Source organism: Bradyrhizobium sp. CCGUVB1N3, from assembly GCF_024199925.1.
Taxonomy (GTDB): Bacteria; Pseudomonadota; Alphaproteobacteria; order Rhizobiales; family Xanthobacteraceae; genus Bradyrhizobium.
This window is the reverse complement of sequence record NZ_JANADR010000001.1, coordinates 1,544,864-1,569,974: the sequence shown is the minus strand read 5'-3', so window position 1 is coordinate 1,569,974 and position 25,111 is coordinate 1,544,864. Positions and strand designations below refer to the sequence as shown.

Below are 25,111 nucleotides of genomic sequence, written 5' to 3'. Positions count from 1 at the left end.
TCAGAGCATTAGCGACATGGTGACGGGGCATTGCGGGTTGATGGCGCGGCCCAAGACGTGATTCAAGCTCCGAACCGGAGCCTCGAATCATGCGCTACGCCCGGTGAGGCGCATGACAACCGGTTGTGTTCGGTTCTGCTCAGCGCATTGCTTCCCAAGACGATGTTGCTCGCGGATCGCGGCTACGACGCCGACTGGATCAGGGAGCTTGCCCGCCAGCAAGGAGCATGGGCGAACATTCCGCCGAAACAAAATCGCAAAGACCCGATCTGCTTCAGTCCGTATCTGTATCGCGCACGCAATTTGATCGAGCGGTTCTTCAACAAGATCAAGCAATGTCGGCGTGTCGCGACCCGATACGACAAACTCGCAGCCGACTATCTTGCGTTCGTCAAACTCGCATCAATCCGAATTTGGCTGCGTGCTAATGAGTCCACGCCTAGGCGAGCGTCGGCGGTCGGTCTGCTCGAATGGCGCTGATGGCGCCAATCCCGACGTCGTACGCAGATTATCAGCTATCGCTTTGCCTGCACGGCGGCCGCCATTCGCCTAACGGCCTCGATCACGGTCTCTGGACGATCCTGCTGGACATCGTGGCCGCTGCCTTGCGCGACAATCAAGCTGCCCTGCGGAGATAGGGTGGCCAGTTGCTGTTGAAGCCGCATCAAGGTTGGCTCCCATTCCCTGAAGTAGGGGCCATGATCGGTCGCGGCGATCACGGTGAGCGGCACATCCGGAAATGGACCGGCATTCCTGACCTGCTGGTTGCTCTCGGCAACACCCTCCTCCTCCAAATAGGCCGCCGTCCCCGGCACAAGCTTCGCACGCGTCTTCAACTCATTGGGCGCCTCGGTGCTGGAGGCTTCCAGCAAGACGACGCCGGACACTTCCGTCGGGTACTTTCGCGCGAACATCTGCATGTAGAGGCCGCCCAGCGAATGCCCGACCAGGATATAGGGCGGGCGGATGTCGGCCGTCGCGAGCAGCGCATGCAGCCTGCCGGCGACCTCGTCGGCGGTAAGAGCGGCGCGGTTGTCCTCAAGGTGCGAGCTCTGGCCGAGGCCGACGCGATCGTAGAGCACAACGTGCGCGAAGGCTGCGATCGGGCCGGCGACCGATTTCCAGGTCGTGGAATCGTTGCCAAGGCCCGCTTCGAAGACGATCGTGGGGTTGGACTCGCCGAGCGTTTCAACGTGCAGCCTGTCGCTGCCTACAGTGACGAGCGCGTCGTGGGCCGGCGCCACGACCGAAGCGAGAAGAACGAAAATGGTCGCCAGCAATGGGGCAACCGGGGCCACGTGTCGCTTGCTCAAAACCGGCTCCAAATCTGGCACGTGCCTGCCTCGCCGAAGGTCCAACCGATTGGGAGATCGACGCCAATATACGTGATTTCTTCAGACCAGAGCAGTGGCTGCTTGTATGCACGTCAGCGCGTGGAGTGGCCTCGCTGGAGGACCGGGCTGGACATATTCGCAAGCGCTGCCAAGGAGCGCTTGCGTCCGGAATGAACCGAGCGTGGATGGCGCGTGTCGCAACGGCGGATGCAGATTGCTGCAGGTTGGCTCATCACTGGCTGTGTTGTATGATCATGCGTCGTGGAAATTGCACCTGGGAGGGCTTGGAATGAGACCTCTTTACGCGATCGGCGGGCTTCTGTTGCTGCTGGTTGGAAGCGGATCCGCCATGGCACAAGACGTGCCGAACCTGAAGGGGACATGGTTGCCTGAAAAGGGCGCGCAGCTGATAGATGGCCATAGCCTGCACTATCGGGACGGAACCGCCCACGTCGCGGGTGGAGACAAGGAGCTTCACAGGGACACGTCTCGATTCATCTTCCATTTCGACGCACAGGACGGTCGTACCTTCTGGGGCAGCCTTTCGTCGGGCAAGGTGTCCGAGAGCCTGATCGGGGCCATTTCGGGGGATGGCAAGCGTTTTGTCATCGCGGATAAGGACGGGACGTTCAACGGCACAGTGGTGGACACGGACACGCTGGACTACTGCTATGCCCATGTGACGCCGACAAGCAGGGCCGTCGCGTGCGGGCTGCTCGTTCGGCAGAAATGAAGGTCTGCTCGCACATACAGTTGTGGCCGCAGCTGAGGCTTCCGAGATTGAATGCACTGTGCCCGCAATTTGAAACTTACTCGGGTCTTCTCACGTAGAGCGAGATAAACCGGTCGATCATCGGGTTGATCTGCTCCGGCACTTCCAGCGACAGGAAATGCCCGGAGCCTACGGCCTTGGCCGTGACCAGTTGTGGGCACAGCGCCGCAAAACGATCCAGATCCGCGAGCCGATGGGCCGCTTCGATGTAGAGCACCGGGACCCGGCACGCCTGGGCGCATTCACGCGCCCGATGCACATCCCAGGGGAACAGACTTGTAAACGTGGACACCAGCACGTGCTGTGGCGTCGCCAGAAAGGTCTGTTCAACATGGGCGCGGCATCTGTCGGTCGGCAGACAGGAGTCCGCCACAATCTTCCGCGCCTCGTCCGCAAAATCCGCGCCCCTTAAGCCCTCCAGATACCCGGCGAACACCGTCCCTGCTGAGGCAGGGAAGAGCACCCCTGAATCGAGCAGCACCAGGCCTGCAGGAAAGTCTGGATAGCGGGCGGCGATTTCGAGCGCCATGTTGCCACCCATGCTTTGACCCACGATGACCGGCTTTGTGATCTGCTGTCGGTTGCACAGCCAGACGAGATCATCGGAGAAGCCTTCGATCGAATACGCCTGTTGCGGCTTGTCGCTCTCACCATGCCCCCGCAGCTCGGCATTCAACGCCCGACCTTGACGGGCGAAATACTCCATCTGCGGCGCAAAATGCGTGCGATCCCCGCCCAGGCCATGGACGAACAGGAATTGAAGCGGTCCCGCCCCGGCGATGTCGAAGGACAGCTGGATGCCGTCATGCGCGAGTTTCATGGGTCATCTCCGTATTCACCGACATGCCCAGGTGTCTCTGGCGACTCCCTAATCCAAGTAGCGCGCCACGGCCGATGAAGATGGGCACTATTGCTTCGCCGTGGCGCCATGATGCCGCGGCCTGCCGCACGATCCAATCGGTAATGCTCCGACCATTAGCGATTTTGTACTACGCCGTGGTGCCAGCGCATGCTTTCCGCTTGGCTCACACGACCGTCGCCGCGTTCAAGCGGAAGAGAAAGGCTTGGATGGCCTGAGCGCCGAGCCTGCAGGTCGACGACCAGTGGCGCCTAGGTTGTGGTAACGAGCTCAAGCTCGACATGGCCAAGCAGGCACGAACGCAGGGTCTCGATCTCGGGACAATCCGCCGTGCCGAGCGGGCCGATCAGAAAACCACTCTCTAGCAGGCTGTTGAAGAAGTCTCTGGCGAAGCGTTTTGGATCGTGATTCCCTAGGATCAGGATTTTGCTGGGGTGGCACGATGCGGGGAAGTGACGAACGGTCTGGCTCGCTGTTCAGTTATGTTGACCTGGAGGCTCGGGTTCGCGTCGACCACCCGCTGCGGGCGATCAGGGATCTGGCAAATGCGGCGCTGGGCGATCTTTCTGGGGAGTTTGGCAAGCTCTACACGGACTTCGGTCGGCCCTCGATCGCACCGGAGAAACTGCTTCGGGCGATGCTCCTACAGGCGTTCTATGGGGTTCGCTCGGAAAGGCATCTGATGGAACGGATGGAGTTCGATCTTCTGTTCCGCTGGTTCGTCGGGCTTGGGGTGGACGATGCGGTTTGGGACCATTCAACCTTCTCGAAGAACCGCGACCGGCTGCTTGAAGGTGAGATTGCGGCCAAGTTCTTGAACGCGCTTTTGGCGCAGCCGAAGGTGAAGCGTCTTTTGTCGAGCGATCACTTCTCGGTGGACGGCACGCTCATTGAAGCCTGGGCTTCGATCAAGAGCTTCCGGAGGAAGGATGGCAGCGACAAAGATCAGGACGGTCCGGGACGCAATGCCGAGCGCAGCTTCCACAAGGAGAAGCGATCCAACGAGACCCATGAGAGCACGACCGATCCTGAGGCCAGGCTCTATAAAAAGGGCGACGGCCAGCCGGCCAAACTCTGCTATATGGGCCATGCGCTGATGGAGAACCGCAATGGTTTGGCGGTTTTAGGTGGAGTGAGCCAAGCTACTGGCACCGCCGAACGAGAGATTGCGCTTGCCATGATCGACAGGCGCGGGTGTGCGAAGCGGGTCACTCTGGGGGCGGACAAAGCCTACGACGTCACGCAGTTCGTGCATGACCTGAGAGATAGATCGGTTACTCCGCATATCGCGATCAATGGACATCTGAGTAAGACCGGCAAGCGGCGCAAGACGGCGGTCGACGCGCGTACCACGCGTCACGACGGCTATGACATCAGCCAACGCTGCCGCAAACGCATCGAAGAAGTCTTCGGCTGGATCAAGAGTTCCGCTGGCCTGGCCAAGGTCAAGCTGCGAGGCCGCGACCGGGTGGATGCCGTCTTCGTCCTGGCGCTTGCGGCCTATAATCTGATCCGGCTGCCCAAGCTTCTGGCGGCACCGGCATGAGCATCCGAGGTAGATGGCGGGTCGTCGAGACACCAGGCTACGACATGGCCGTGGCGGGCGCCTACATCCTGTTCGATGACGACGGCGGCGAGTTCGCCTTCGATTGCCTCACGGGCTGCATTCATGGAGCCTGTGACGGCGATGCCGTCCAGTTCGGCTGGCAGGGAAACGACGAAATGGAGCCAGCCAACGGTGATGGCTAGGCCGAACTGCGGGATGACGGCTCACTCGAAGGTGAAATCTGCCTCCTTAATGGCGACGACATCCCATTTATCGCGCGTCGCTCGAAGACTTCTTCAACAGCCTGCTAGAGGCTCGCACCTATAACCTGGATAGCGCCGCAGCCTTTCGGCGATCACCATGTCGACCTTGCCGTCGAGCAGCTCGTGCAGCCCCGCAGGCTGGCTGAGGCGGATGGCTACCTGTGGCTGCGCCTGGCGGAACTGCGCCAGGCGCAGCCGCAACCCGTCAAGGTCGAAACCTGCATGTACCCCGATATGCAGCAGACTTGTGACGCCCTCAGGCCTGAGTTCGGCAGTGGCGTCGGCGAGGCAACGAAACGCCTGACGTACCCGCGTCAGATAGGTTTCCCCGGCAGAAGTCAGGATCACCTGCCGCGTTCGCCGCTCGAATAGTTGCACACCTAGCCGCTCCTCCAGCAGGCGGACTTGCTGGCTGACGGCACCGGCAGTGACGTGCAGCTCGTGGGCGGCCTGCTTGAAGCTGAGATGGCGGGCGGCGGCCTCAAAGGCGCGCAGGGCATTGAGTGGCGGCAGCAGATACGTCATGGCCGGCTCCGAGCTATGCGATAGGGCCGCAAGGTGCATGAGTTTCGCTCGCTCTACAAAAGAGAAATCCTGCTTTGTCGCGGGTGAAGGCGGGCCGTACCTATGGCCGACTTAGATGCAAGCCTCGAGGAAACCTGCCACCGTGCCGTCTGAAATGCCGTCGATCGAGACTTCATATTCCTGGACCCGCCTCGTCGTCTCCATCACCCTCAGCACGCTGGGCTGCGTGGGCATGTGGTCTCTCGTCGTGGCGCTGCCGGCAGTGCAAGCCGATTTCAACGCGCCTCGCGCCGACGCGACGCTGCCCTATGCACTCACGACCATCGGCTTCATGATCGGCGGCATCATTGTCGGCCGATTGGCAGATCGATTCGGCATCTTGCCGCCCCTCGCCGGGGGCGCGATCCTGATGAGTCTCGGCTACGTCCTCACTGCGTTCGCCCCGAGCCTGTTCGTCTTCGCGGTTGTCTCCGGCATCACGATCGGCCTCGGCGGCGCGGCGAGCTTCGCGCCCCTGGTGGCCGACGCCTCGCTTTGGTTCGATAGGCACCGCGGCCTCGCCATTTCCCTGGCTACCGCCGGCAGCTCCCTTGCCGGCGTGGTCTGGCCACCAATCATCCAACACTTCATCGCTGTGGTCGGCTGGCGGCAGACCCATATCGGCATCGGCCTATTCTGCCTGGTAACGATGCTGCCGCTCTCCCTGGTATTGCTGCGGCGGCCTGTCTTCCACAAGGCTACGCTCGAAGCGGCGAGCACCGGCAGCACCTACCAAGCCTTAGGCTTGGCTCCGAGCGTTACCCAAGGTCTGCTGGCCTTCGCCGGCCTGTGCTGCTGTGTCGCCATGTCGATGCCGCAGGTCCACCTGGTCGCCTATTGCGGCGATCTCGGATACGGCCCTGCGCGCGGCGCCGAGATGCTGGCGGTGATGCTCGGCTTTGGTGTGGCGAGCCGTCTGATCTTCGGCTGGGTGTTGAACTTCATGGGCGGGCTGCCGACCTTGCTGCTGGGCTCAGCAATGCAGGCCATCGCGCTCGCGCTTTATCTGCCGTTCAACGGGCTGGTCTCGCTCTACGTCGTTTCCGCCATTTTCGGCTTGGCGCAGGGTGGCATCGTCCCGAGTTATGCGGCGATCATTCGCGAGCTGTTCCCGGCGCAGGAGGCCGGTCTTCGCGTCAGCCTCGCCATCTCGGTCACTCTCGCTGGCATGGCGCTAGGCGGCTGGCTGGCCGGTGCGATCTACGACTGGACCGGTTCCTACGCTTCGGCGCTGGTCAATGGCATCGCCTGGAACATCGCGAACATGGCGATCGCAGCCTGGCTGCTACACCGGCGCCGGCGCATTCTGCCGAGGCGATTGGCGGCAGGTCGACAAGAGGTGTTCTCGGCTTGACGCGGAGCCTGCGCGTCAACCGGCAAGATCGTGCAGCATCGCAGAATTGGTGCGCCACGGCCGATGAAGATGGGCACTTCGCCGTAGCGCTATGACGCAGCGGCCGCCGACGCGATCCGGCCGAATAACCAGCGACGGACTGCGATCTTGCGCTACGCCTCATGGGCGAATGTCTTCCCGATTTCGGGGTTGGTCCGGTTACCCTTCGGCTGCAGCCATTTCGATCAATCCCGGGAACGGCGCGATGGGCCACTTCCAGACTCGTGCGATGCAGCAGGGGAGAACACGCGAGGTACCACCGCGAGCCTTACGTCGGCGGAAACACCGGCGTGAGCCCGTGGCGACGCATGATCTCCAGCATCTTGGCCTTATCAGGCGGCCCGCCCACCGCGGCCTTCAGCACCGCGAAGGTCTCGCGGAAATACTCTGGGCCGATCGCGGCAGGTGAAATCACGCAGAGCGCCTTCGCATCCGCGCTCGCGTTATTGTCGAAGCGGTGAACTGCCCCGCGCGGAATGCAGAGCGCCTGCCCTGGCCCGACATCGACCTCATGTCCGTTAATGGTGAAGGTTAGGATTCCCTCAAGCCCGTAGATGGTTTCTTCGTAGTGATCGTGGCTGTGTGCGGGCGCCGGCAGCCGCCCTGAGCCGGCGACCAACAGCTCAAAGGCAGCGACACTCCCGTTCGATTCTTCGCCGGTGAGCAGGAAGCGCACTGAAAGCGCCTTTGTTCCGATCACTTCGTCGGCAGGATTGACACGGGGCTGGACGGTTTGCTGTTGCATGTAATGGCTCCCACCGGGTAAATTCGATTTACCAGACGGTAAATGCAATTTACTCCCGGTGTCAATGCCACAATCCCAAGATAATGCGCTCGCCAAGCCGCCCTATATCGGCGCCTTGCTGCGCGCGCCCGCGGAGGCCATTCGTCGCAAGCTGATCGACGATCTCAAAGCCGCGGGTTTTGAATATCTCAGCGTGCCCCACATGGCGGTCCTGCAGTATCCGGGCCCCGACGGCGTTCGGCCGAGCATGCTCGCAGAGCGCGCCGGCATGAGCAAGCAGGCGATGAACCAACTCCTCAAGACGCTCGAGGGTCTCGGCTACGTCACCCGGTCCGCCGTGCCGGACGAGAGCGGCGCGCGTGTCGTCCGCCTCACCAAGCAAGGGCACGCCGTCTACAAGAAGATGGGGGAGATTCTCCAGGAGATAGAACACGAATTTAGCGTTGAGCTTGGACCGAAGCGCTTTGCTCAGCTCAAGGAACTGCTCGGCGTACTATGGGACAGCCGCCTCGTTCGTTAGCGGAGGTTTGAACGTGAAGCTTGCCGACACACAGCTCGCGCCACGCTGCGTCGTTCTATGGCGTCGTCGCGGCGTTCGAGGATCCCTGCGGCAACCGTTGGGATCTAACCCAGCGCAAGTCCTGGAATGAAAAACTGGCGCCGCTGACGGCAGATGAAGATGGGCACTATTGCTTCGCCGTGGCGCTATGATGTAGCGGCCGCTTAAGCGAGCCAATCGGGAATGCCGCGAAATCCCACGACTTTGCACTAGCCGCGCAGGCGGCTGTCTTCCCGATTCGGCCGGGTACTCAGGTTACCCCTGTGGTTGCCCCCGTCGATCACCACCATCGGCGGTTTCCGAACCTCTTGACGTGCGGACGAGCGCATGGAACCGTTCGCGCCTTGCGGCCACCGGATTTCAAGCTTGGTCGTTTCGCCATGACTCCGTTTCGCCGTGACTCCGTTTAGGCATGACTCGTTGTGAGACGAGGGCCAAATTCACTAGTCAAAGGACTTACGCGTGAAATCCCCGCTGCAATTGACAATCGCCATCCTTGCTCTCGTTGCTTCGACGCCGGCTTGGGCGCTCAAGGGTCTTCCCGAGTCTGTTCAGTTGCCGCCGAGTGTGACTTTCAAGAATGCTGATCGCAATGTGGACGTCGAAGAATTCGGTCAGGCGGAGTTTCTGGTCGAAAAGAATGCCGAGGGCTTCGATCAACGGATGGTGCAGCAGGGCAAGCACTATCAGAGCGTTTTGCACATGATCCCAAGGCCGAAGCCCGATGACAGCAACAAGACGTGGCAGGAGATCAAACCCTACTGGCTCAAGGCCGGCTGGCAGATCGTGCGCGAATGGGAAAATGGCGCGACGCTCAAGCGGCTTCAGAGCGGAGCGGAAATATGGGCGACGTTCAATGTTGCCAATGATTTCGACGAGATTCAACTCGATATCGTCGAAGTGGGCGGCTCGAAGGTCGCGTTGACCCTGCGGCCACCGGGCGCCACGCCGGAAAAGGTCAGCGACAAGGATGACTTTCCTTATCTTGCCCGCTTCCCGGGGACGACGCTGAAATCAACCAGCCAGGATCCTTCGCCGCTCGATGTCACGGTGCCGCAGAAGGATCAGGAAAAAGTGCTGGCGGGCACCGGACAGGTCATCAAGACCTATGGCTATCCCGCGAGCGTGTCGGTGCTGCAATTCATTGCGGCCTACAGCGAAGCGCTCACCAAGGCCGGCTGGCAGATTCTGATTCAAAGTCAGGGCCTCAATCAGTCAGACGGAGTTCTGCTCGCACATTATGCGCAAGGCGGCCGGGACATCTGGGTCTCCATGCACATCGGCGCCGGTGAAATCGCTATGGCTGTGGCGGATGCCGGCGCGGACGATCTCGCTGCGCGCCTGGACAGGGACTGCCATGTACCGCTCTACGGCGTGCATTTCGATTTCAACAAGGCAACTCTGCGAGAGGAGTCCGAGCCGTTGCTCAACCGCGTGCTGACCACGCTCAAGGGTCAGCCAAAGCTGATGGTCGAGCTGCAGGGACACACCGACAATGTTGGCAGCGACGACTACAATTTGAAGCTGTCCGGCGCGCGGGCACAGGCCGTCATGCAATGGCTGGTTGCGCACGGCGGTGAAACGTCCAGGGTGAGCACGCAGGGCTATGGCAAGAGCCGGCCGGTCGCTTCCAACGACAGCGACGAGGGACGCGCGAAGAATCGGCGCGTCGAGCTCGCGCGTAAGGGATGCCAGCGGTGAGGGGATCCAAGCTGCGGCCGACCCGAGAGGTCGTGCCAATTCTCTGACTGGCGCGCCACGGCCGATGAAGATGGGCACTATTGCTTCGCCGTGGCGCTATGATGCCGTGGCCGACCAGGCGATCCGGCCGGATAACCTGCGATGGACTGCGAGCTTGCGCTATGTCTTCCCGATTTCGCAGGTGGTCCGGTTGCCCTGCGATAGGGCCCTTTCGATCAATTCGGGAACACCGTGATGCGCCATCATTCGATGACCTTTTAGCCCGAGGCATAATACTGGAGACTAACGAGCTCCGAACAGGTAGGCAGCACCGATCATGACGTTATGCGAGATCAGCCGTGTGTGGGCGTAGACCTCATCGACATTCGTGTTCAGGAAATAGCTGTTGTTCCAGCGCTGAGGCGCCCTCTGATGCTGGCATCCGCACCGCGTGACATCGTCACGCGATCACCGAGGGGTGTATCGGTCCCGGGAGCGCCGAAACCGTACCGGGAATGTAGTTCAGCGTCGTCTTGTTGTTCGTCGCAAGGTCAACGTCCCTCGATGCCCGCCACGACCGACGGATTGATCTGATAGTTGTAGCCGGCAAAGAGCGACCCGCGAAATCCGTCGGTGTCGAAATTCGCGTTGGGGCCGCCCAAGCCAAGCCGGCCGATGGCGGCCGGTGTTCCAAGAGCCGCACCGTTTGCAATCAGGTCAGTCGTCCAATCGTCCCGATAGCCCGCCCAGCCGATCGCCGCGCCAGCATAAAACCCAGTCCAACTCGAAACGGCTGCGACTGCTCTTATCGATTGCGGCAGAACAAATGCTGGCCAGCGCCAAATGGAAAAGCTTGGCTCATTGGCGAGCAACGTGCCTCAGGGGAGAAGAAATACTATCTTGCCAATCTCCCTGCGGCGACGGATCTGCGCACACTAGCCGCCACCATCAAGGCAAGATGGATTTGTGAGCAGGCGCATCAGCAGTTGAAGGAGGAGCTTGGACTTGATCACTTCGAGGGACGATCATGGCAGGGGCTTCATCGCCACGCCCTGACGACAATGATTGCCTACGCCTTCCTGCAACATCGTCGCCTCGCACACGCGGGGCGGAAAAAAAGAATCAACGGACCCCCGCCTCAGCCAACCATGCCCGCCGTACGTCACGCCATCGTCGATCTCATCCTTTGGTCGCCGTCTCAACGGTGTCCATACTGCCGAAAACAAATCCTTGAAAAACACTGGCGCAAATAGATTCTGCCAAAGTAGTGCTAGGCCGAGTACCCATAAACCGAGCGGCCTGATGCGACAAAGGCAACGTCCGCTTTGCTCCCACAGCGGTCAAGTTCGTGCGGCAGCGCAATATGTCGCGAAGGGCCAGGGACGTCACCACGCGTAGCGCACCACGCCCTTGCCGGCGTAACTCTGCGTTACGTTCGAGAATTCTCCCTCGAACGTGCCGGCTATCGACCAGCCGTTGAGCCACTTCATTTCAGCCGAGCCTGTCACCAGTGCGGAGTCGGCGGCGCGCCGTGCACCGTTCACGACGAACGACGCGCCGGGCAAGGTCTGGAATGTGGCGCCGATCACGCGGTCGGGATTGTAGTCGTGCGCCCAGGCGGCGCGACCGCGCAGCGTGAAGATACCATCCTCCTGCACGGCGAACGACTTGTCGCTGCGCAGGCCGAGTTCGCTGCGCGTGTCGGTAACGCTCTTCGAGTTGTAGGCCAGCGCAAACTGGTTGCTGCCGACGATCGCCTGTTCGGCATAGTTGGGTAATTCGAACGTGACGAACTGCGCCGCCGCGTAAGGCGTCCAACCAAACCCCTGGCTCACGAAACGATAGCCGCCTTCGAGCCGGCCCGACCACGCGTTGGCATTGAACTGTGCACGCAGGCGATCGATGCCGGCCACCGTCACGGTGCGATCGGTCGTGATGTCCTGCCAGCCATAAGCCAGCGCGCCTGTCAGATACGCGGGCCCGATGTTGTGCCGGAGGAAGGCGCCGGCCTGGAACAGATCGGACCGGCCCGAGCCAAATCCGTTGACGCTGAAGTTCGTGCCGCCGCCGCCCAGCGCAAAACCGGCCAGCGTGTTCGGCGAGATGCGATAGTCGGCGCCGACAGCCATGCCGTAGATACTGCTACGCGTGTCGTTCGATCCGAGCACGGCGTTGCCGTCGGTTCGCTGCGAACCGCCATAGCCCGCCGCCCACACGCTCCAGCGCTGCTCGAACACCGGCACCGGCGGCGCCTTGGTGTAGATCGCCGCCAGCGCATCATTGGGCTTGCGCTTGGCCGCGTAAGCGAGACTCTCATCCGCATACGCATTCGGGCGACCACCGGCACTGATCGGATCGCCGCGCCCGGCGATGAACGGGTCCGTCATGACGCCCATGAACATGCCCATGGCGTCGAACGTCGCTTGCTGTGACCCGGTCGCGGTCTCGCCCGAGATCTGCGTCAGGCCCGCGGGCGTCAGCGCCCCGAAGGCCAGCGGAATGCCGCCGCTCGCGTTGAAGAAACTGCTGAGCGTGTTAGCGACGTTCTGCTGGTTGGTGGTAAGGCCGGTGCCGAAGCTCGACGGAGAAAAATTGAGCGTCAGGTTCAAATAGACGTCGTTGGCATCGTAGCTCAGGCTGGAGACGAAGTTCGCGGGCAGGTTGGTGTTGACCAGCGAAAAGGTGCCGCTGACGCCGCCGGTCGCGTTCAGGATCGTATACTGCTTGTTGACATAGGTGCCGGACGCGAACACCGCGTTCACGGTGGCGCCGCCCAGTGTCGCGGTCCCCTTGACATTGGTGCGGTCGGCGTTGGCGGGCGAGACTTCCACCAGATAGGTCGCCGCCGCGGTGAAGGTGAGGCTGCCCTGCACGGTCAACAGCCCGATCGAATTGCCGGGCGCGAGCGTGCCGCCGTTGATGAAGGTGGCGCCGACAAAGCCGTTGCCGCCGAGCGTGCCGCCGGCATTGACGGTGGTGAGTGACGAGGAGGCAATCGAGCCGTTGACGCTGAGAATGCCGCCGTCCACCGTGGTCGGGCCGGTATAGGTGTTGGTCGCGGTCAAAATGGTGCGGCCAGCCTCGACCAGCACCGAGCCCGCGCCGGAGATGAGCGGATCAAACGTATAGTTCGAAGCGGTGTGGTTGAAGACGATCTCGCCGGTGCCGCCGCCGAACGCGACGGTCGCTGTGTTCAGGGTGCCCGGCGCCACGGCTGTCTGGCCGAGCGCGGCACCGATGTTGAGCGTGCCGGTCGAGCCGGCGAACGTCGCAATGGTCACACTGGGAGCCGTGACGCTGCCGCCGTTCCGGATCGTCAGCGTGCCGGTGCCGAAATCGCCGACAACGAGATCGCTGGAAATGGTCCAGGACGAGCCGGCGCCATCGACCGTCACCGTGCCGGTCGAGCCGGAATTGTAGCCGATATAGCCGAAGCCGTTGCTCACCGTGCCGCCGTTCCGGATCGTCAGCGTGCCGGTGCCGAAATAGCCGACAACGAGATCGCTGGAGTTGGCCCAGGACGAGCCGGCGCCATCGACCGTCACCGTGCCGGTCGAGCCGGAATTGTAGCCGATATAGCCGAAGCCGTTGCTCACCGTGCCGCCGTTCCGGATCGTCAGCGTGCCGGTGCCCTGATAGCCCACGTAGAGATTGGCGGAGTTGGCCCAGGACGAGCCGGCGCCGTCAACCGTCACCGTGCCGGTCGAGCCGGAAGCGAACCCGATCGCGCCGGTGCCGCTGCTGACGGCGCCGCCGTTCCGGATCGTCAGCGTGCCGGTGCCGGAATCGCCGACAAAGAGATTGCCGGAATGGGCCCAGGACGAGCCGGCGCCATCGACCGTCACCGTGCCGGTCGAGCCGAAAGCGAGCCCGATCGCGCCGGTGCCGTTGTTGCTGACCGTGCCGCCGTTCTGGATCGTCAGCGCGCCGGTGCCGGAAAAGCCGACAATGAGAGCAAAGGGTTGCGCGCCGGCCGCTCCCACCACCGTCGCATTGGGGGTAACCGTGTCGAGAACCGCAGTGTCCCCGCTGGTCGGAACAGCGCCGGTCGACCAGTTGCTGGCGGTAAACCAATCCGTCGAGGTGGTGCCGGTCCAAGCATCGTCGGCGCGCGACGGGGTGGTCGTTGCCGCCAACAGTCCGAACGCGACCAGCGACGTGGTGCAGAGGACGACCTGGCGGAGGCGCGCGACCCGGTCGCCGCCCATGCCATCAGTTCGTGGGGTTCGCGGGAGTTCGGTCGCAAGGCGACCGGCCATCCGTGATGGCGCGACCGCGCCTTGCTCCGATTTCAAAATCATGCCGGCCCCCGAACTTTGGCGCTGGTGCGTTCCCTTGACCGAAGCACCTGCCGGAACGATAGCCGCAGTCGGACTTCGCGGCCGGGCCAGCAAGCGACGGCGCGGGACAGAAAACGAATTTTTTTTCGATCCCGGCGGTTTGATGCCGCTGACCTTTGTTGGTAGGCTGGAACCGGCATGGCTTGGGGGAGAACGTGACGAGTGGACCGATCACGACCGTCGAGGTTTGCGACCCGCACGAGATTACTCCCACCATGTGGGAGCTGTTCACTCCGACGCCGACCAGCGCGATCACGCCGCCGCAGTTTCTGGCGCGCGCCTATCGGGCGGGAGACTGGGGCCGATACAAGCGCGAGAAGCACGCCTATCGGACCACCGTGTCGGTCGGAAAGCTTGGCCGCACCTGCTTCGTGCGGATGGCCGATCGCGAGCCGACCGACATGGTGATCGGAGCGCCCGGGCTTGACCATTACTGCCTCACCTTCCTGCAGCAGGGAAGCGGTCTGCTCGCTCAGCCGCACGGGGCCTCGCCGGCCGATGTCGGCCCGAGCGGCGGAGCCATCTTTCGCGGGGAGCCCGGCACGGTGCTGAAGACCGGCCGCCAGGCCGCGAAGATCAATGTGTGGATTCCGGCCGGCCTGTTGCGCCGGGAAGCCGCCGCGATGCTCGATGGCACCGATCTCGATGCACTGGACTGCAATGTCAGGATCGATACCTCGACCGCAGCCGGCGCCGGCCTGCAACGCATGACCGAGTGGGGCTGTGGAGCGAGATCGGTCATGCCGACTCGCCGCTCACGAACGCCGTCGCCGCCGCAACGGCACAGGATCTGTTTCTGCGCACGATCGTGCTGGCGCTCACGCAGGGCCAGGCCGCCGTGCTGCGCAACCCCGCCAGGGCCGTTACTCCCACCGCAGTGCGGCGCGCCGAGGAGTTCATGCGCGGCAAGGCAGACGAGCCGTTGACGGCCGAGGACATCGCCAACGCCGCTGGATGCTCGAGCCGCGCGCTTCAGGCCGCATTTCGCAGATTTCGCGGCACGTCGCCGATGGCCGCACTGCGCCGGATTCGGCTCGAGCTCGCGCATGAAGCCATCATGCGTTCCGACGGATCAATTTCGATTGCGGAGATCGCGACGCGCTACGGGTTTACCAATTCGGGCCGCTTCGCGACCCAGTATCAGCGCGCATTCGGAGCGTTCCCGTCGCGGATCGGAAACGGGCGCCCCGTGCGCTGATGATTCAGCTCCGACGGCCTTGAACATTCAGCGCATGTTTGGCGCGACAGCCGCACCATCATCTTCCGGCTCGTCCGCTTTGGGTCATTCGCGTCGGCATTGCCATGTCCGCTCTCTCGTCCGCTATCGGCAATACCTGACATTACCGACCGAGAGCAGCGTGCTTGTCATCGGATTGACGGGGCGCAGACCGCGGTTGATTAGGACGGCAAGAGAAAAGCGAAGCCGCCCACTCGCCCTGGCCGGGGATGCAAGCCTTTGTCTGCACATTGATTTGGGAGATGGCGCATGGCTGGCACGGAGAAGGTGGGTGCTGGCGCCTCAAACAGAAAAGCGATCGGCATCAAAGCAGCGAGCGCCAGCCGGCACACTTTGTCGTGCTGAAGGACGGGCACGATCGGTCCGAGCCGTGATCGCTTGGCCGCCAAGCGATCATGGCTTGCTGTGCGCGAGAGCACCCGCGCCAGTGTTGAAAACAAGCAACCTGGATCAACGCGGAATTTGCCATTGTTGGTCACCTTGACCGCCGCAGGGTGTCCAAAGCTATGCGGCGGCAGCGCATTGGCAAGAATGACAAGTTGCGCCGGATACTCACAATGTTTGCTGCGTGATTGAACTTGCAGGTGCTTCTCGCGAGACCGGCCGCCCGCACCTTGCGGCTTTTATCCTGCCTTGAGCGGCTGGCCTCTTTTCGGAGCGCCCCAGCGTAACGTGGCGTAGAGTTCGGCCGTTCTGTGGATCAGCCAAGCTTGCCACAGTGGCGCCATGGCTCCCCCTCACAAATCGCCGCAACGGCGTTCGCCAGACTGCGCGCCACTTGACGATCTTTATGACTACGCGCGTGCGCCCGCACATCTTGGTCGACGGCGACTGAAGCGGGCTTCGGTGACATGGGTCGTGACGGACGACTGGCCGGAGGACGTGCCGCTGACCGAAGCCGAGATCGACGTGTTCGAAGCGTGGTTTGGCGAATTGTTCGACGGGTTGTTTGGCAACTCTTAAGGGGGACCTCACCATGGCAGCGGTGGTTCGGGCGGCGCTCTACCTCCGAGTCTCAACAGGACGGCAGGCCGACAGCGATCTTTCCATCCCGGATCAGCGCCGTCAGGCGAAGGGCTACTGCGCGTCGCGCGGCTGGGAGATTGTAGCCGAATACGTCGAGCCCGGCGCCTCCGCGACCGACGATCGGCGACCAGAGTTCCAGCGCATGATCGACGCGGCGACGGTCAAGCCGCCGGCGTTCGACGTGATCCTGGTCCACAGCTTCAGCCGCTTCTTCCGCGACCAGTTCCAGCTTGAGTTTTATGTCCGCCGGCTTGCCAAGAACGGCGTGCGTCTGGTGTCGATCACCCAGGAGCTCGGCGACGATCCCATGAGCAACATGATCCGCCAGATCATGGCTCTGTTTGACGAATACCAGTCCAAGTAGAACGCAAAGCACACGCTGCGGGCGATGAAGGAGAACGCACGGCAAGGCTTCTGGAACGGCGCGCTGCCGCCGATCGGCTACCGCGTTGTCGAGGCGAACGAGCAGTGCGGCCACCGCACCAAGAAGACGCTGGAGATTGATCCGATCCAGGCCGAGACCGTGCGGCTGATCTATCGCCTGGCGCGGGAAGGAAACGGCGCGTCGGGATCAATGGGCGTCAAATCGATTGCCAAGCATCTGAACGAATCCGGCATCCGAACGCGCGATGGAGGACGCTGGGGCGTCGACGCCGTGCACAAGGTACTGACGCGAACGACGTATATCGGCCGCCACCGCTTTAACACCAAATTTTGGAAAACCCGCGAGCGCAAACCGGAGGCCGATGTGGTCGAGATGGCGGTGCCGCCGATCATCGAGGCCGCCGAGTTCGAGGCCGTCCAAGCGTTGCTCAAGGCGCGCAGCCCCGCAATGAACGCGCCAAGAATTGTCAGCGGGCCGACCCTCCTTACCGGTATCTGCTTTTGCGCCGCCTGCGGTGGGGCAATGACACTGAGGACAGGCAAGAGTGGAAGGTACAGGTATTACACTTGCTGCACCAAGGCCCGACAGGGCGAAACCGGCTGCAAGGGCCGCACCGTTCCGATGGAAAAACTCGACAGCGTCGTTGCGGAGCACATCGAGCGCCGCCTTTTGCAGCCCAAACGTCTCGAGGAAGTCCTGTCAGTCGTCCTTCACCGCCGGAAGGAGCGCTCCGAGCGCCGAACGACGCATATTGCCGAATTGCGCAAAAGAGCCTCCGAAGCAGAGGCCAAACTCAAGCGCCCCTACGACGCGATCGAGAACGGCGTCACTGACGTATCCGATCCGCTGCTCAAGGACCGCGTGACGGAGCTGAAGGCCGTCCGCGACCAGGCCCGCGCCGACGCAGGGCGGGCCGAGGGCGCGCTCGAGCGGGCTGGGCCGAGCATCACACCCCAGGCGCTCAAGACCTTCGCCAGTCAGGCTCGCAGGCTCGTGCGGACCGAGTCGGGCGGCTACCGCCGCGACCATCTCCGCGCCCTGGCCCAGCGCATCGAAGTCGGCGCGAAAGAAGTTCGCATCATGGGGTCGAAAAGCGTGCTCCTGCGCACCCTCGTCGCCGCATCGAGCGCAAAAACGGCAGGTTTTGGAGTGCCCAGTTTTGTACCGAAGTGGCGCCGCTGACCAGATTCGAACTTTCTGGAATGATTGAACGGCGGCAGAGCCTTTCGCACCCGCCGAGCACGCTCCGGCCGAGTTATTGGTTAGCCGCACCCGCCTTACTCGCGACGATCACATATTGCCCCTGATTTGCCCGACGCGTCAAATGCTTTTCGAAAATCCAGAAATATCTGATGCCAGCCCCCCGCTACTTTGCATGGGGTTGTTTTTCGGATTTTGATTTGGGCTAGATCGAGAAGCTGGTGCCGCATCCGCAGGACGCGGTGGCGTTGGGATTGTTGACGCGGAAGGACGCGCCGATCAGGTCATCGACGAAGTCGACCTCGGAGCCCGCCAGGAACGGCTGCGACGCCGAGTCCACCAGCACGACCGCGTTCTCGCGCTCGATGACGAGGTCGTCATCGGTGCGGTCACGCTCGATGTCGAACTTGTACTGGAAACCCGAGCAGCCGCCGCCCTCGACCGAGATCCGCAGCATTGCGCCGGTGCCTTCGCCCTTGAGGATCTCCCCAATCCGGCGCGCGGCCCGGTCGCTGATGGTCACGGCAGTCGTCATCGTCCCACTCCAATAGTCCCGCGTCATATCCAATTCATTTGGTATCCCGCGTCCGTCATAGTTAAGTGCAAGGGTCCGCAGAATCAAATGGATAGGGACTAAATTCGCCGTGTCCGTCGGAATGGCTGCCCCCCGCGCGCCCTATGCCTGCGATCCCGATCGCAGCCGCGGCCGGCTGGTCTCGGAGCCGCCGAGCCGCACCCGCAGCCCGTTCCGGCGGGATTGCGACCGGGTGATCCATTCCACCGCCTTCCGCCGCCTGAAGTACAAGACCCAGGTGTTCGTGTTCCACGAAGGCGACCACTACCGCACCCGCCTGACCCATTCGCTGGAGGTCGCACAGATCGCCCGCGCACTGGCCCGGCAGCTTGGGCTCGACGAGGACCTCACGGAGACACTGGCGCTCGCGCATGATCTCGGCCATCCGCCGTTCGGGCATGCCGGCGAGCGGGCGCTGGATGCCTGCCTGAAGAGCCATGGCGGCTTCGACCACAACGCCCAGACCCTGCGCGTCGTCACGGCGGTCGAGCACCGCTATCCCGAATTCGACGGCCTCAACCTGACCTGGGAGTCGCTCGAGGGCATCGTCAAGCATAATGGCCCACTGACCGATCGCGGCGGTGCGCCGGTCGGACGTTACCGCGAGCACGGCGTTCCCGTCGGCATCGCCGACTACGTCAAGGCATACGACCTGGAGCTCTGGAGCTTTGCCTCGCTGGAGGCGCAGGTCGCGGCGATCGCAGACGACATCGCCTACGACGCTCACGACATCGACGACGGCCTGCGCGCAGGGCTGTTTGGGGTCGACGATCTCAAGGCGATCCCGCTGATGGCCGAGATCATCACCGAGATTGGTGCACACTATCCGAACCTTGACGACGTCAGGCGCGGCGCCGAGCTGGTTCGCGAGCTGATTTCGCATCTGATCGGCACCGTCTTCGCTGAGGCGGAGGCCAATCTTGCGGCGATCAAGCCGCAATCAGCCCAGGACGTGCGCCAGCAGAGCCGGGCGATGATCGCCTTTCCGCCGGCCATGGCGGGCGAGGAGGCCGCGATCAAGACCTTCCTCTATCAGCACATGTACCGTCACAAGCGGGTGATGCGGGTGATGGGGGAGGCGGAACAGATCCTGTTCGACCTGTTCGCGAAGTACCAGGCCTCGCCCGGCGAGCTGCCGCAGGAATGGCTGGTCGGGGCGGAGGCTGACGATGAGGCGGGCAGGGCCCGCCGGATCGGCAATTTCATTGCCGGAATGACCGACCGTTTCGCCCTGACCGAGCACCAGCGGCTCTTTGACTCGACCCCGGATTTGCGTTAGGCGGCGGCCATGGCCGACACACCCTCATCGCTGCACCTTTTCGCCGACGTGCTCGCGCGCGTGCACGCCGCCTGCCGTGCGCTCGCGGCGGAGGCCAACTGGCCGGAAGGCATCGATTTTTCGCGCGTGGTGGTTGAGCCGCCGCGCGATGCCTCCCATGGCGACATGGCGACCAACGCCGCGATGGTGCTGGCGAAAGAGGCCAAGGCGAAGCCGCGCGATCTCGCCGAGCAGATCGCCGAGCGTCTGCGTGCCGACGCACTGATCGCCAAGGTCGATGTCGCCGGACCCGGCTTCATCAACCTGACGCTTGAGCCGTCCGCCTGGGCGGAAGCGTTGCGCACCCTGCTGCGCGAGGGGACCAGCTACGGCCGCCTGAGCGGGCGCGGGAAGGTCAATGTCGAATACGTTTCGGCGAACCCGACCGGGCCGATGCATGTCGGTCACTGCCGCGGCGCTGTCTTCGGCGATGCACTGGCGAGCCTGCTCGATTTCGCCGGCCACGACGTCACGCGCGAGTACTACATCAACGACGCCGGCGCCCAGGTCGATGTGCTCGCACGTTCGGCGTTCCTGAGGTATCGCGAGGCGCTCGGCGAGGATATCGGTCCGATCCCGGAAGGGCTCTATCCCGGCGACTATCTCAAGCCGGTCGGCGAGGCGCTGGCGAAGGAGCACGGCGACAAGCTGCGTTCGCGAAGCGAAGCCCAATGGCTCCCGGCCGTGCGCGCAAAATCGATCGCGATGATGATGGACGAGATCAAGGGCGATCTCGCGGCCCTCAACATCCGCCACGACGTGTTCTTCTCCGAACGTTCGCTGATCGAGAGCGGCAACAACAAGGTCGCCGAGACCATCGATTTCCTGCAGGCCAAGGGCGATATTTACGAGGGCCGCCTGCCGCCGCCGAAGGGCGCGCCGGTCGAGGACTGGGAAGACCGCGAGCAGCTTCTGTTCAAGGCCACGGCTTACGGCGATGACGTCGACCGTCCGCTGATCAAGTCGGACGGCTCCTACACCTATTTCGCGTCCGACATCGCCTATCACAAGAACAAGTTCGACCGCGGCTTTGCCGACATGATCGACGTGTGGGGCGCCGACCACGGCGGCTACATCAAGCGCATGCAGGCGGCGGTGAAGGCGGTGACCGCCGGCAAGGGGGCGCTCGACGTCAAGATCGTCCAGCTCGTAAAACTCCTGCGCAATGGCGAGCCGGTCAAAATGTCCAAGCGGGACGGGACCTTCGTCACTTTGCGTGAGGTGGTGGATGAGGTCGGCCAGGACGCGGTCCGCTTCATGATGCTCTACCGCAAGAACGATGCGGTGCTCGATTTCGACCTCGCCAAGGTCATCGAGCAGTCGCGCGACAACCCGGTGTTTTACGTCCAGTACGGCCACGCCCGCGGCCACTCGATCTTCCGCAACGCAAGGGCGGAGGTATTTCCAGACCTGCCGGAGACGACCGACGCCCGAATCGCGTGGCTACTCGACTCGGCGCTGGAGCGGCTGTCAGACCCGGTGGAACTCGATTTATTGCGCCGGCTTGCAATTTTTCCGCGGACTGTCGAGGCGGCTGCAAGCGCCCACGAGCCGCACCGGATTGCCTTTTATCTCTATGATTTAGCCAGCGAGTTTCACGCACTTTGGACGAAGGGGCGCGATCTGCCCTATTTACGCTTCATTATCAATAATGATGCACAGCTTACAAAGGCGCGATTGGCAATGGTCCAGGGCGTCGTCTCGGTCCTGGCATCGGGCCTCGCCATCCTTGGCGTCCATGCTCCGGACGAGATGCGGTAGTTTGGGGCGAACTACTTCAGGGAATTTAAGGGGGCTAACCGGCAGAAGCCGGCTCGCTTACGTAATGCGACTTGGTTGAATGCCTTGTGGGTGAAGGCCGCGGTTCGGGTCGAGAACTGACGGCTTTCCCGAAGGGGACGCATCATCACGATGGCCGATCGATATCAGAACAGACCATATCCTTCCGATGACTATGATCGCGGTGGCGATCAGCAGGGCCGGGCGGACAGCGATCCCTTGGCCGAACTCGCCCGGTTGATTGGCCAGACCGATCCATTCGCGTCGCAGGGCCGGCCCGCCGCGAGGCCGCCAGCTCCGCCGGCGCCCGAGCCGTACCAGCCGCCTGCGCAAAGCTACGCGCCAGAAAGCTACGAAGATCATTACCAGGAGCCGCCACCGCCAGCCGGACCGCCGTCCTGGATGCGGCGTGCCAATGTTCAGCCGCAGCCCGCTCGGCCCGAGCAGCCGAGCTACGCGCCGCCGGTGAACCCGGTGCATCCGTTGCAGCAGCGCTTTGCGGCACAGCAACCCGCGCCGGAGCCGGACTACCAGGAGCCCCAGGCCTATTCCGAGCACGACGATCCGATCGATCCGTCGCGCTATGACGACGCGCTTTATGGCCAGCTCGAAGCGGGGCAGCAGGATTTCCAGCGCGATCCGTCTTATCCCGACGATCCCTACGCCTATCAAAGCGACTATCCCGAGGATGAGCTTGAGGACGAGCCTCCGCAGAAGAAGCACGGCGGGCTGATGACCGTTGCAGCCATCCTTGCGCTGGCGGTGGTCGGAACCGGGGGCGCGTTCGCCTACAAGACCTATCTGGGATCGCCCCGCAGTGGCGAGCCGCCGATCATCAAGGCGGACAACACGCCGACCAAGGTTGTGCCGGCGCCCGCCGATGGCTCCGCCAAGATGCCGGATCGCATGGTCACCGGTGATGGCGGCGAAAAGATCGTGCCGCGCGAGGAAGCGCCGATCGACGTCAACGCCAGGTCCGGTGGCCCGCGCGTTGTCTTCCCGCCGCTCAATCCGAACGCCAATCCGCCGCCGGTTGCGAGCGTCTCACCGTCGGCCGTGCTGCCGCCAGCCGTCGCTCCCAATAACGGCACGATGCCCAACAGCGAGCCGCGCAAGATCAGGACGCTTTCGGTGAAGGGCGATCAGACCGACGGCGCGCCCGCGCCGGCTGCGGCCGCAGCCAAGCCGGTCGGGGCTCCGAAGGCTGTCGCCGTGCCGGCTGCGCCTCGCAATCCACCGGCCTCGGCCAATGCCAGCGCCAACCAGCCGATGTCGCTGGCACCGCAGGGCGGTGCGCCGGACCCGATCGCGCCGCCGCCGACCCGGATGGCTGCGACAAATCCGACGCAGATCGCTCCGGCCCCCGCTGAGGGCGGCGGCAGCTACATGGTCTCGATATCGTCCCAGGACACCGAATCCGCAGCGCGGGATTCCTTCCGCGTGCTCCAGGGCAAGTTCCCGTCGGCGCTGGGATCCCGGTCGCCGGTGATCAAGCGGGTGGACCTGGCCGACAACAAGGTGAAGTACCGCGCCATGGTCGGGCCCTACCGGACCCGTCAGGAAGCCGTCCAGTTCTGCACCGAGCTGAAGACCGCCGGCGGCCAGTGCTTTATCCCGTAGTATTATCGGCCGTTTCCTTGACCCCCTAGCGGGGTACGGTTAATCGGCGACTATGAACACGCGGGCCTTCATTACCGGCGTATCCGGAACGGAACTGACCGCCGCCGAGCGGGATTTTATCCGTGCCGAACGTCCGTGGGGATTCATCCTCTTCAAGAGGAATATCGGGAGCCCGGCCCAGGTCGCTTCGCTTGTTCAGGAATTGCGAGGCGTCGTAGGCTCTCCGGATGCCCCCATCCTGATCGATCAGGAGGGGGGACGGGTGCAGCGGCTGGGCCCGCCACATTGGCCGGTCTATCCGTCCGGCGCGGTGTTCGGAAAGCTTTACGATGGTGATTCGGCGCTTGGGCTGACGGCTGCGCGCCTCAGCGCCCGGCTGATCGCGGCGGATCTCGCCGATCTCGGTATCACCGTGGATTGCCTGCCGCTCGCGGACGTGCCGGTCGCGGGTGCCGACGCCGTGATCGGCAACCGGGCCTATGGAACCGAGCCGGCCAAGGTCGCCGCGATCGCCCGCGCCGTCACGGACGGGCTGGAGCAGGGCGGCGTGCTGCCAGTGCTGAAGCACATCCCCGGCCACGGCCGGGCGACGGCCGACACGCATTTCCGGCTGCCGACGGTGGACACGCCAAGGGATGAGCTGGAGCGCACCGATTTTGCCGCGTTCAAGCCATTGGCGGACCTGCCGATAGCGATGACGGCACATGTTGTGTTTAGCGCGTTCGACCCCGCCCATCCGGCGACGACATCTGCGACAATGGTCGGACAGGTGATTCGTGGCGTGATCGGGTTCCAGGGTTTGTTAATGAGTGATGACGTGTCGATGAACGCATTGGCGGGCACCATTACCGAGCGCACGCGTTCGATTTTTGCCGCCGGCTGCGACATGGTCCTGCATTGCAACGGAAATATCGAGGAGATGCACGAGGTCGCCGGCCAAACGCCCGAATTGTCGGGCAAGGCGCTGGAGCGCGCGAACAGGGCGCTGGCCGCGCGCAAGGCGCCGCAGCTGTTCGACCGGACGGCCGCGCGGGCTGAACTCGACGCATTGATCGCACAGGCGAACACGGCATCCGCATGACCGCAGAAATCCTATCGTTTGAAACCGGGCGGCCCGCCGAGCTCGCCGAGGGGGAGCCGGCGCTGGTCGTCGATGTCGAGGGCTACGAGGGCCCGCTCGATCTGCTGCTCGCGCTGGCGCGACAGCAGAAGGTCGACCTCGCCAAGATCTCGATTTTGGCACTCGCCGATCAGTATCTCCACTTCATCGAAGCCGCGCGAAAGATCCGGCTCGAGCTTGCGGCCGATTATCTCGTGATGGCGGCCTGGCTCGCTTTCCTGAAATCGCGCCTTTTGCTGCCGGAACCGCCGACGGCGGAAGGTCCGAGCGCGGAGGAGATGGCCACCGCGCTTGCCAATCGCCTGCGCCGGCTCGAGGCCATCCGCGAAGCGGCCAACCGGCTGATGAACAGGCAGCAATTGATGCGCGACATCTTCCCGCGCGGCGAGCCCGAACAGATCGCCGAGGTCAAGCATCCGAAATACACAGCGACCCTCTACGACCTGCTCACGGCCTACGCCACGCAGCGGCAGTCGCGCGTGCTGGCGAGCGTGCATCTGGCGAAACGCACGGTCTGGTCGCTTGCCGAAGCGCGCGCCTCGCTGGAGCGGCTGGTTGGGGGCCTCACTGAATCGGACGATTGGGGGCGCCTCGACGACTTCCTGATCCGCTACGTCGCCGATCCGTCGCAGCGTGCGACGGTGTTCGCCTCGAGCTTTGCCGCCGCGCTCGAACTGGTGCGGGAAGGTCAGCTGGAACTGAACCAGAAAGAGGCGTTTGCGCCGCTCTATTTCCGAAAGGGGCGGCATCAACCGGTACCAGGCGCGCCTCCCGCGCCTGAAACGCCGGTCGGTTAA

The 25,111-nt window shown here is 63.2% G+C and carries 23 protein-coding genes and 2 pseudogenes; 18 read left to right on the top strand and 7 right to left on the bottom strand.

Annotation, left to right across the window (positions count from 1 at the left end; genetic code table 11):
- Positions 1-57 precede the first annotated feature (57 nt).
- On the top strand, positions 58-480 hold the full coding sequence (locus NLM33_RS07420; RefSeq protein WP_256570604.1) for an IS5 family transposase: 423 nt from the start codon (positions 58-60) through the stop codon (positions 478-480).
- A gap of 35 nt (positions 481-515) precedes the next feature.
- Here the strand turns inward: NLM33_RS07420 and NLM33_RS07415 are convergent, their stop codons facing one another.
- A complete protein-coding gene (locus NLM33_RS07415; RefSeq protein ID WP_254095446.1) occupies positions 516-1,298 on the bottom strand; it encodes an alpha/beta fold hydrolase in 783 nt (260 codons plus the stop codon).
- Between the two features lie 325 nt (positions 1,299-1,623).
- Here NLM33_RS07415 and NLM33_RS07410 point away from each other — a divergent pair, with 325 nt between their 5' ends.
- Positions 1,624-2,067 (top strand): hypothetical protein, encoded by a 444-nt coding sequence (locus NLM33_RS07410; protein ID WP_254095445.1) that lies wholly within the window; start codon positions 1,624-1,626, stop codon positions 2,065-2,067.
- A 76-nt stretch (positions 2,068-2,143) separates the two neighbouring features.
- Here the strand turns inward: NLM33_RS07410 and NLM33_RS07405 are convergent, their stop codons facing one another.
- Positions 2,144-2,926, bottom strand: coding sequence for an alpha/beta fold hydrolase (locus NLM33_RS07405; RefSeq protein ID WP_254095444.1), 783 nt, complete (start codon positions 2,924-2,926; stop codon positions 2,144-2,146).
- Between the two features lie 481 nt (positions 2,927-3,407).
- Here NLM33_RS07405 and NLM33_RS07400 point away from each other — a divergent pair, with 481 nt between their 5' ends.
- Both NLM33_RS07400 and NLM33_RS07395 read left to right on the top strand, forming a co-directional pair.
- Positions 3,408-4,511, top strand: a complete 1,104-nt coding sequence (locus tag NLM33_RS07400; protein WP_254094633.1) for an IS5 family transposase — start codon at positions 3,408-3,410, stop codon at positions 4,509-4,511.
- Positions 4,508-4,714: a hypothetical protein gene (locus NLM33_RS07395; protein ID WP_254094631.1), complete on the top strand. Its 207-nt coding sequence runs from the start codon at positions 4,508-4,510 to the stop codon at positions 4,712-4,714. The genes NLM33_RS07400 and NLM33_RS07395 overlap by 4 nt, the downstream gene beginning before the upstream one ends.
- Positions 4,715-4,819: 105 nt before the next feature.
- Here the strand turns inward: NLM33_RS07395 and NLM33_RS49475 are convergent.
- Positions 4,820-5,299 (bottom strand): annotated as a pseudogene (locus NLM33_RS49475) (LysR family transcriptional regulator); the annotation flags it as partial.
- Between the two features lie 154 nt (positions 5,300-5,453).
- Here NLM33_RS49475 and NLM33_RS07385 point away from each other — a divergent pair.
- Positions 5,454-6,692 carry an MFS transporter gene (locus NLM33_RS07385; RefSeq protein ID WP_254095443.1) on the top strand — a complete coding sequence of 413 codons (1,239 nt, stop codon included), beginning with the start codon at positions 5,454-5,456 and terminating at the stop codon, positions 6,690-6,692.
- 307 nt (positions 6,693-6,999) lie between these two features.
- Here the strand turns inward: NLM33_RS07385 and NLM33_RS07380 are convergent, their stop codons facing one another.
- Positions 7,000-7,476, bottom strand: a complete 477-nt coding sequence (locus NLM33_RS07380; protein WP_254095442.1) for a cupin domain-containing protein — start codon at positions 7,474-7,476, stop codon at positions 7,000-7,002.
- A gap of 64 nt (positions 7,477-7,540) precedes the next feature.
- Between NLM33_RS07380 and NLM33_RS07375 the strand changes: the two genes are divergently transcribed.
- The 3 genes from NLM33_RS07375 (at position 7,541) to NLM33_RS07365 (ending at position 9,736) form a co-directional block, all read left to right on the top strand.
- Positions 7,541-7,996 (top strand): MarR family winged helix-turn-helix transcriptional regulator, encoded by a 456-nt coding sequence (locus tag NLM33_RS07375; protein WP_254095441.1) that lies wholly within the window; start codon positions 7,541-7,543, stop codon positions 7,994-7,996.
- A gap of 20 nt (positions 7,997-8,016) precedes the next feature.
- The gene (locus NLM33_RS07370) at positions 8,017-8,187 is read left to right on the top strand and encodes a hypothetical protein (RefSeq protein ID WP_254095440.1); all 171 of its coding nucleotides are present in this window, start codon (positions 8,017-8,019) and stop codon (positions 8,185-8,187) included.
- Positions 8,188-8,497: 310 nt separating this feature from the next.
- Positions 8,498-9,736 carry an OmpA family protein gene (locus tag NLM33_RS07365; RefSeq protein ID WP_254095439.1) on the top strand — a complete coding sequence of 413 codons (1,239 nt, stop codon included), beginning with the start codon at positions 8,498-8,500 and terminating at the stop codon, positions 9,734-9,736.
- Between the two features lie 530 nt (positions 9,737-10,266).
- Here the strand turns inward: NLM33_RS07365 and NLM33_RS07360 are convergent.
- The gene (locus NLM33_RS07360; protein ID WP_254106193.1) at positions 10,267-10,587 is read right to left on the bottom strand and encodes a hypothetical protein; all 321 of its coding nucleotides are present in this window, start codon (positions 10,585-10,587) and stop codon (positions 10,267-10,269) included.
- On the opposite strand from NLM33_RS07360, the pseudogene NLM33_RS07355 reads away from it, so the two are divergent.
- Positions 10,555-10,949, top strand: a pseudogene (locus tag NLM33_RS07355) (transposase); the annotation flags it as partial. The gene NLM33_RS07360 and the pseudogene NLM33_RS07355 sit on opposite strands and share 33 nt — an antisense overlap.
- A 151-nt stretch (positions 10,950-11,100) precedes the next feature.
- Here the strand turns inward: NLM33_RS07355 and NLM33_RS07350 are convergent.
- Positions 11,101-14,016, bottom strand: a complete 2,916-nt coding sequence (locus NLM33_RS07350; protein WP_254095438.1) for an autotransporter domain-containing protein — start codon at positions 14,014-14,016, stop codon at positions 11,101-11,103.
- 194 nt (positions 14,017-14,210) lie between these two features.
- Between NLM33_RS07350 and NLM33_RS07345 the strand changes: the two genes are divergently transcribed.
- The 4 genes from NLM33_RS07345 to NLM33_RS07335 all read left to right on the top strand — a co-directional run bounded on the left by NLM33_RS07345 (position 14,211) and on the right by NLM33_RS07335 (position 17,885).
- Positions 14,211-14,981 carry a hypothetical protein gene (locus tag NLM33_RS07345; RefSeq protein ID WP_254095437.1) on the top strand — a complete coding sequence of 257 codons (771 nt, stop codon included), beginning with the start codon at positions 14,211-14,213 and terminating at the stop codon, positions 14,979-14,981.
- Positions 14,954-15,253: a helix-turn-helix transcriptional regulator gene (locus tag NLM33_RS07340; RefSeq protein ID WP_254095436.1), complete on the top strand. Its 300-nt coding sequence runs from the start codon at positions 14,954-14,956 to the stop codon at positions 15,251-15,253. The genes NLM33_RS07345 and NLM33_RS07340 overlap by 28 nt, the downstream gene beginning before the upstream one ends.
- A 1,015-nt stretch (positions 15,254-16,268) precedes the next feature.
- Positions 16,269-16,682, top strand: coding sequence for a recombinase family protein (locus tag NLM33_RS49570; protein ID WP_371929913.1), 414 nt, complete (start codon positions 16,269-16,271; stop codon positions 16,680-16,682).
- 24 nt (positions 16,683-16,706) lie between these two features.
- The gene (locus NLM33_RS07335) at positions 16,707-17,885 is read left to right on the top strand and encodes a recombinase family protein (protein WP_371929912.1); all 1,179 of its coding nucleotides are present in this window, start codon (positions 16,707-16,709) and stop codon (positions 17,883-17,885) included.
- A gap of 223 nt (positions 17,886-18,108) precedes the next feature.
- Here NLM33_RS07335 and erpA read toward each other — a convergent pair whose 3' ends face one another.
- A complete protein-coding gene (gene erpA, locus NLM33_RS07330; RefSeq protein WP_254095435.1) occupies positions 18,109-18,438 on the bottom strand; it encodes an iron-sulfur cluster insertion protein ErpA in 330 nt (109 codons plus the stop codon).
- A gap of 109 nt (positions 18,439-18,547) precedes the next feature.
- On the opposite strand from erpA, the gene NLM33_RS07325 reads away from it, so the two are divergent.
- The 5 genes from NLM33_RS07325 (at position 18,548) to NLM33_RS07305 (ending at position 25,111) form a co-directional block, all read left to right on the top strand.
- Positions 18,548-19,756, top strand: a complete 1,209-nt coding sequence (locus NLM33_RS07325; RefSeq protein ID WP_254095434.1) for a deoxyguanosinetriphosphate triphosphohydrolase — start codon at positions 18,548-18,550, stop codon at positions 19,754-19,756.
- Positions 19,757-19,765: 9 nt separating this feature from the next.
- Positions 19,766-21,556, top strand: coding sequence for an arginine--tRNA ligase (gene argS / locus NLM33_RS07320; protein WP_254095433.1), 1,791 nt, complete (start codon positions 19,766-19,768; stop codon positions 21,554-21,556).
- Positions 21,557-21,706: 150 nt separating this feature from the next.
- Complete coding sequence (locus tag NLM33_RS07315; protein WP_254095432.1) at positions 21,707-23,194, top strand: SPOR domain-containing protein; 1,488 nt, start codon at positions 21,707-21,709, stop codon at positions 23,192-23,194.
- Positions 23,195-23,246: 52 nt separating this feature from the next.
- Positions 23,247-24,275 carry a beta-N-acetylhexosaminidase gene (nagZ, locus tag NLM33_RS07310; protein ID WP_254095431.1) on the top strand — a complete coding sequence of 343 codons (1,029 nt, stop codon included), beginning with the start codon at positions 23,247-23,249 and terminating at the stop codon, positions 24,273-24,275.
- Positions 24,272-25,111, top strand: coding sequence for a ScpA family protein (locus tag NLM33_RS07305; RefSeq protein WP_254095430.1), 840 nt, complete (start codon positions 24,272-24,274; stop codon positions 25,109-25,111). Before nagZ ends, NLM33_RS07305 begins: the two co-directional genes overlap by 4 nt.

Bases quoted from the DNA above. Each gene is read 5' to 3' on its own strand.
- NLM33_RS07405 (WP_254095444.1), bottom strand. From the start codon at position 2,926: ATGAAACTCGCGCATGACGGCATCCAGCTGTCCTTCGACATCGCCGGG.
- NLM33_RS07305 (WP_254095430.1), top strand. From the start codon at position 24,272: ATGACCGCAGAAATCCTATCGTTTGAAACCGGGCGGCCCGCCGAGCTC.
- NLM33_RS07315 (WP_254095432.1), top strand. From the start codon at position 21,707: ATGGCCGATCGATATCAGAACAGACCATATCCTTCCGATGACTATGAT.
- NLM33_RS07350 (WP_254095438.1), bottom strand. From the start codon at position 14,016: ATGATTTTGAAATCGGAGCAAGGCGCGGTCGCGCCATCACGGATGGCC.
- NLM33_RS07400 (WP_254094633.1), top strand. From the start codon at position 3,408: ATGCGGGGAAGTGACGAACGGTCTGGCTCGCTGTTCAGTTATGTTGAC.
- NLM33_RS07340 (WP_254095436.1), top strand. From the start codon at position 14,954: ATGCGCGGCAAGGCAGACGAGCCGTTGACGGCCGAGGACATCGCCAAC.
- NLM33_RS49570 (WP_371929913.1), top strand. From the start codon at position 16,269: ATGGCAGCGGTGGTTCGGGCGGCGCTCTACCTCCGAGTCTCAACAGGA.
- NLM33_RS07385 (WP_254095443.1), top strand. From the start codon at position 5,454: ATGCCGTCGATCGAGACTTCATATTCCTGGACCCGCCTCGTCGTCTCC.
- NLM33_RS07335 (WP_371929912.1), top strand. From the start codon at position 16,707: ATGAAGGAGAACGCACGGCAAGGCTTCTGGAACGGCGCGCTGCCGCCG.
- argS (WP_254095433.1), top strand. From the start codon at position 19,766: ATGGCCGACACACCCTCATCGCTGCACCTTTTCGCCGACGTGCTCGCG.
- NLM33_RS07375 (WP_254095441.1), top strand. From the start codon at position 7,541: ATGCCACAATCCCAAGATAATGCGCTCGCCAAGCCGCCCTATATCGGC.
- NLM33_RS07380 (WP_254095442.1), bottom strand. From the start codon at position 7,476: ATGCAACAGCAAACCGTCCAGCCCCGTGTCAATCCTGCCGACGAAGTG.
- NLM33_RS07395 (WP_254094631.1), top strand. From the start codon at position 4,508: ATGAGCATCCGAGGTAGATGGCGGGTCGTCGAGACACCAGGCTACGAC.
- nagZ (WP_254095431.1), top strand. From the start codon at position 23,247: ATGAACACGCGGGCCTTCATTACCGGCGTATCCGGAACGGAACTGACC.
- NLM33_RS07410 (WP_254095445.1), top strand. From the start codon at position 1,624: ATGAGACCTCTTTACGCGATCGGCGGGCTTCTGTTGCTGCTGGTTGGA.
- erpA (WP_254095435.1), bottom strand. From the start codon at position 18,438: ATGACGACTGCCGTGACCATCAGCGACCGGGCCGCGCGCCGGATTGGG.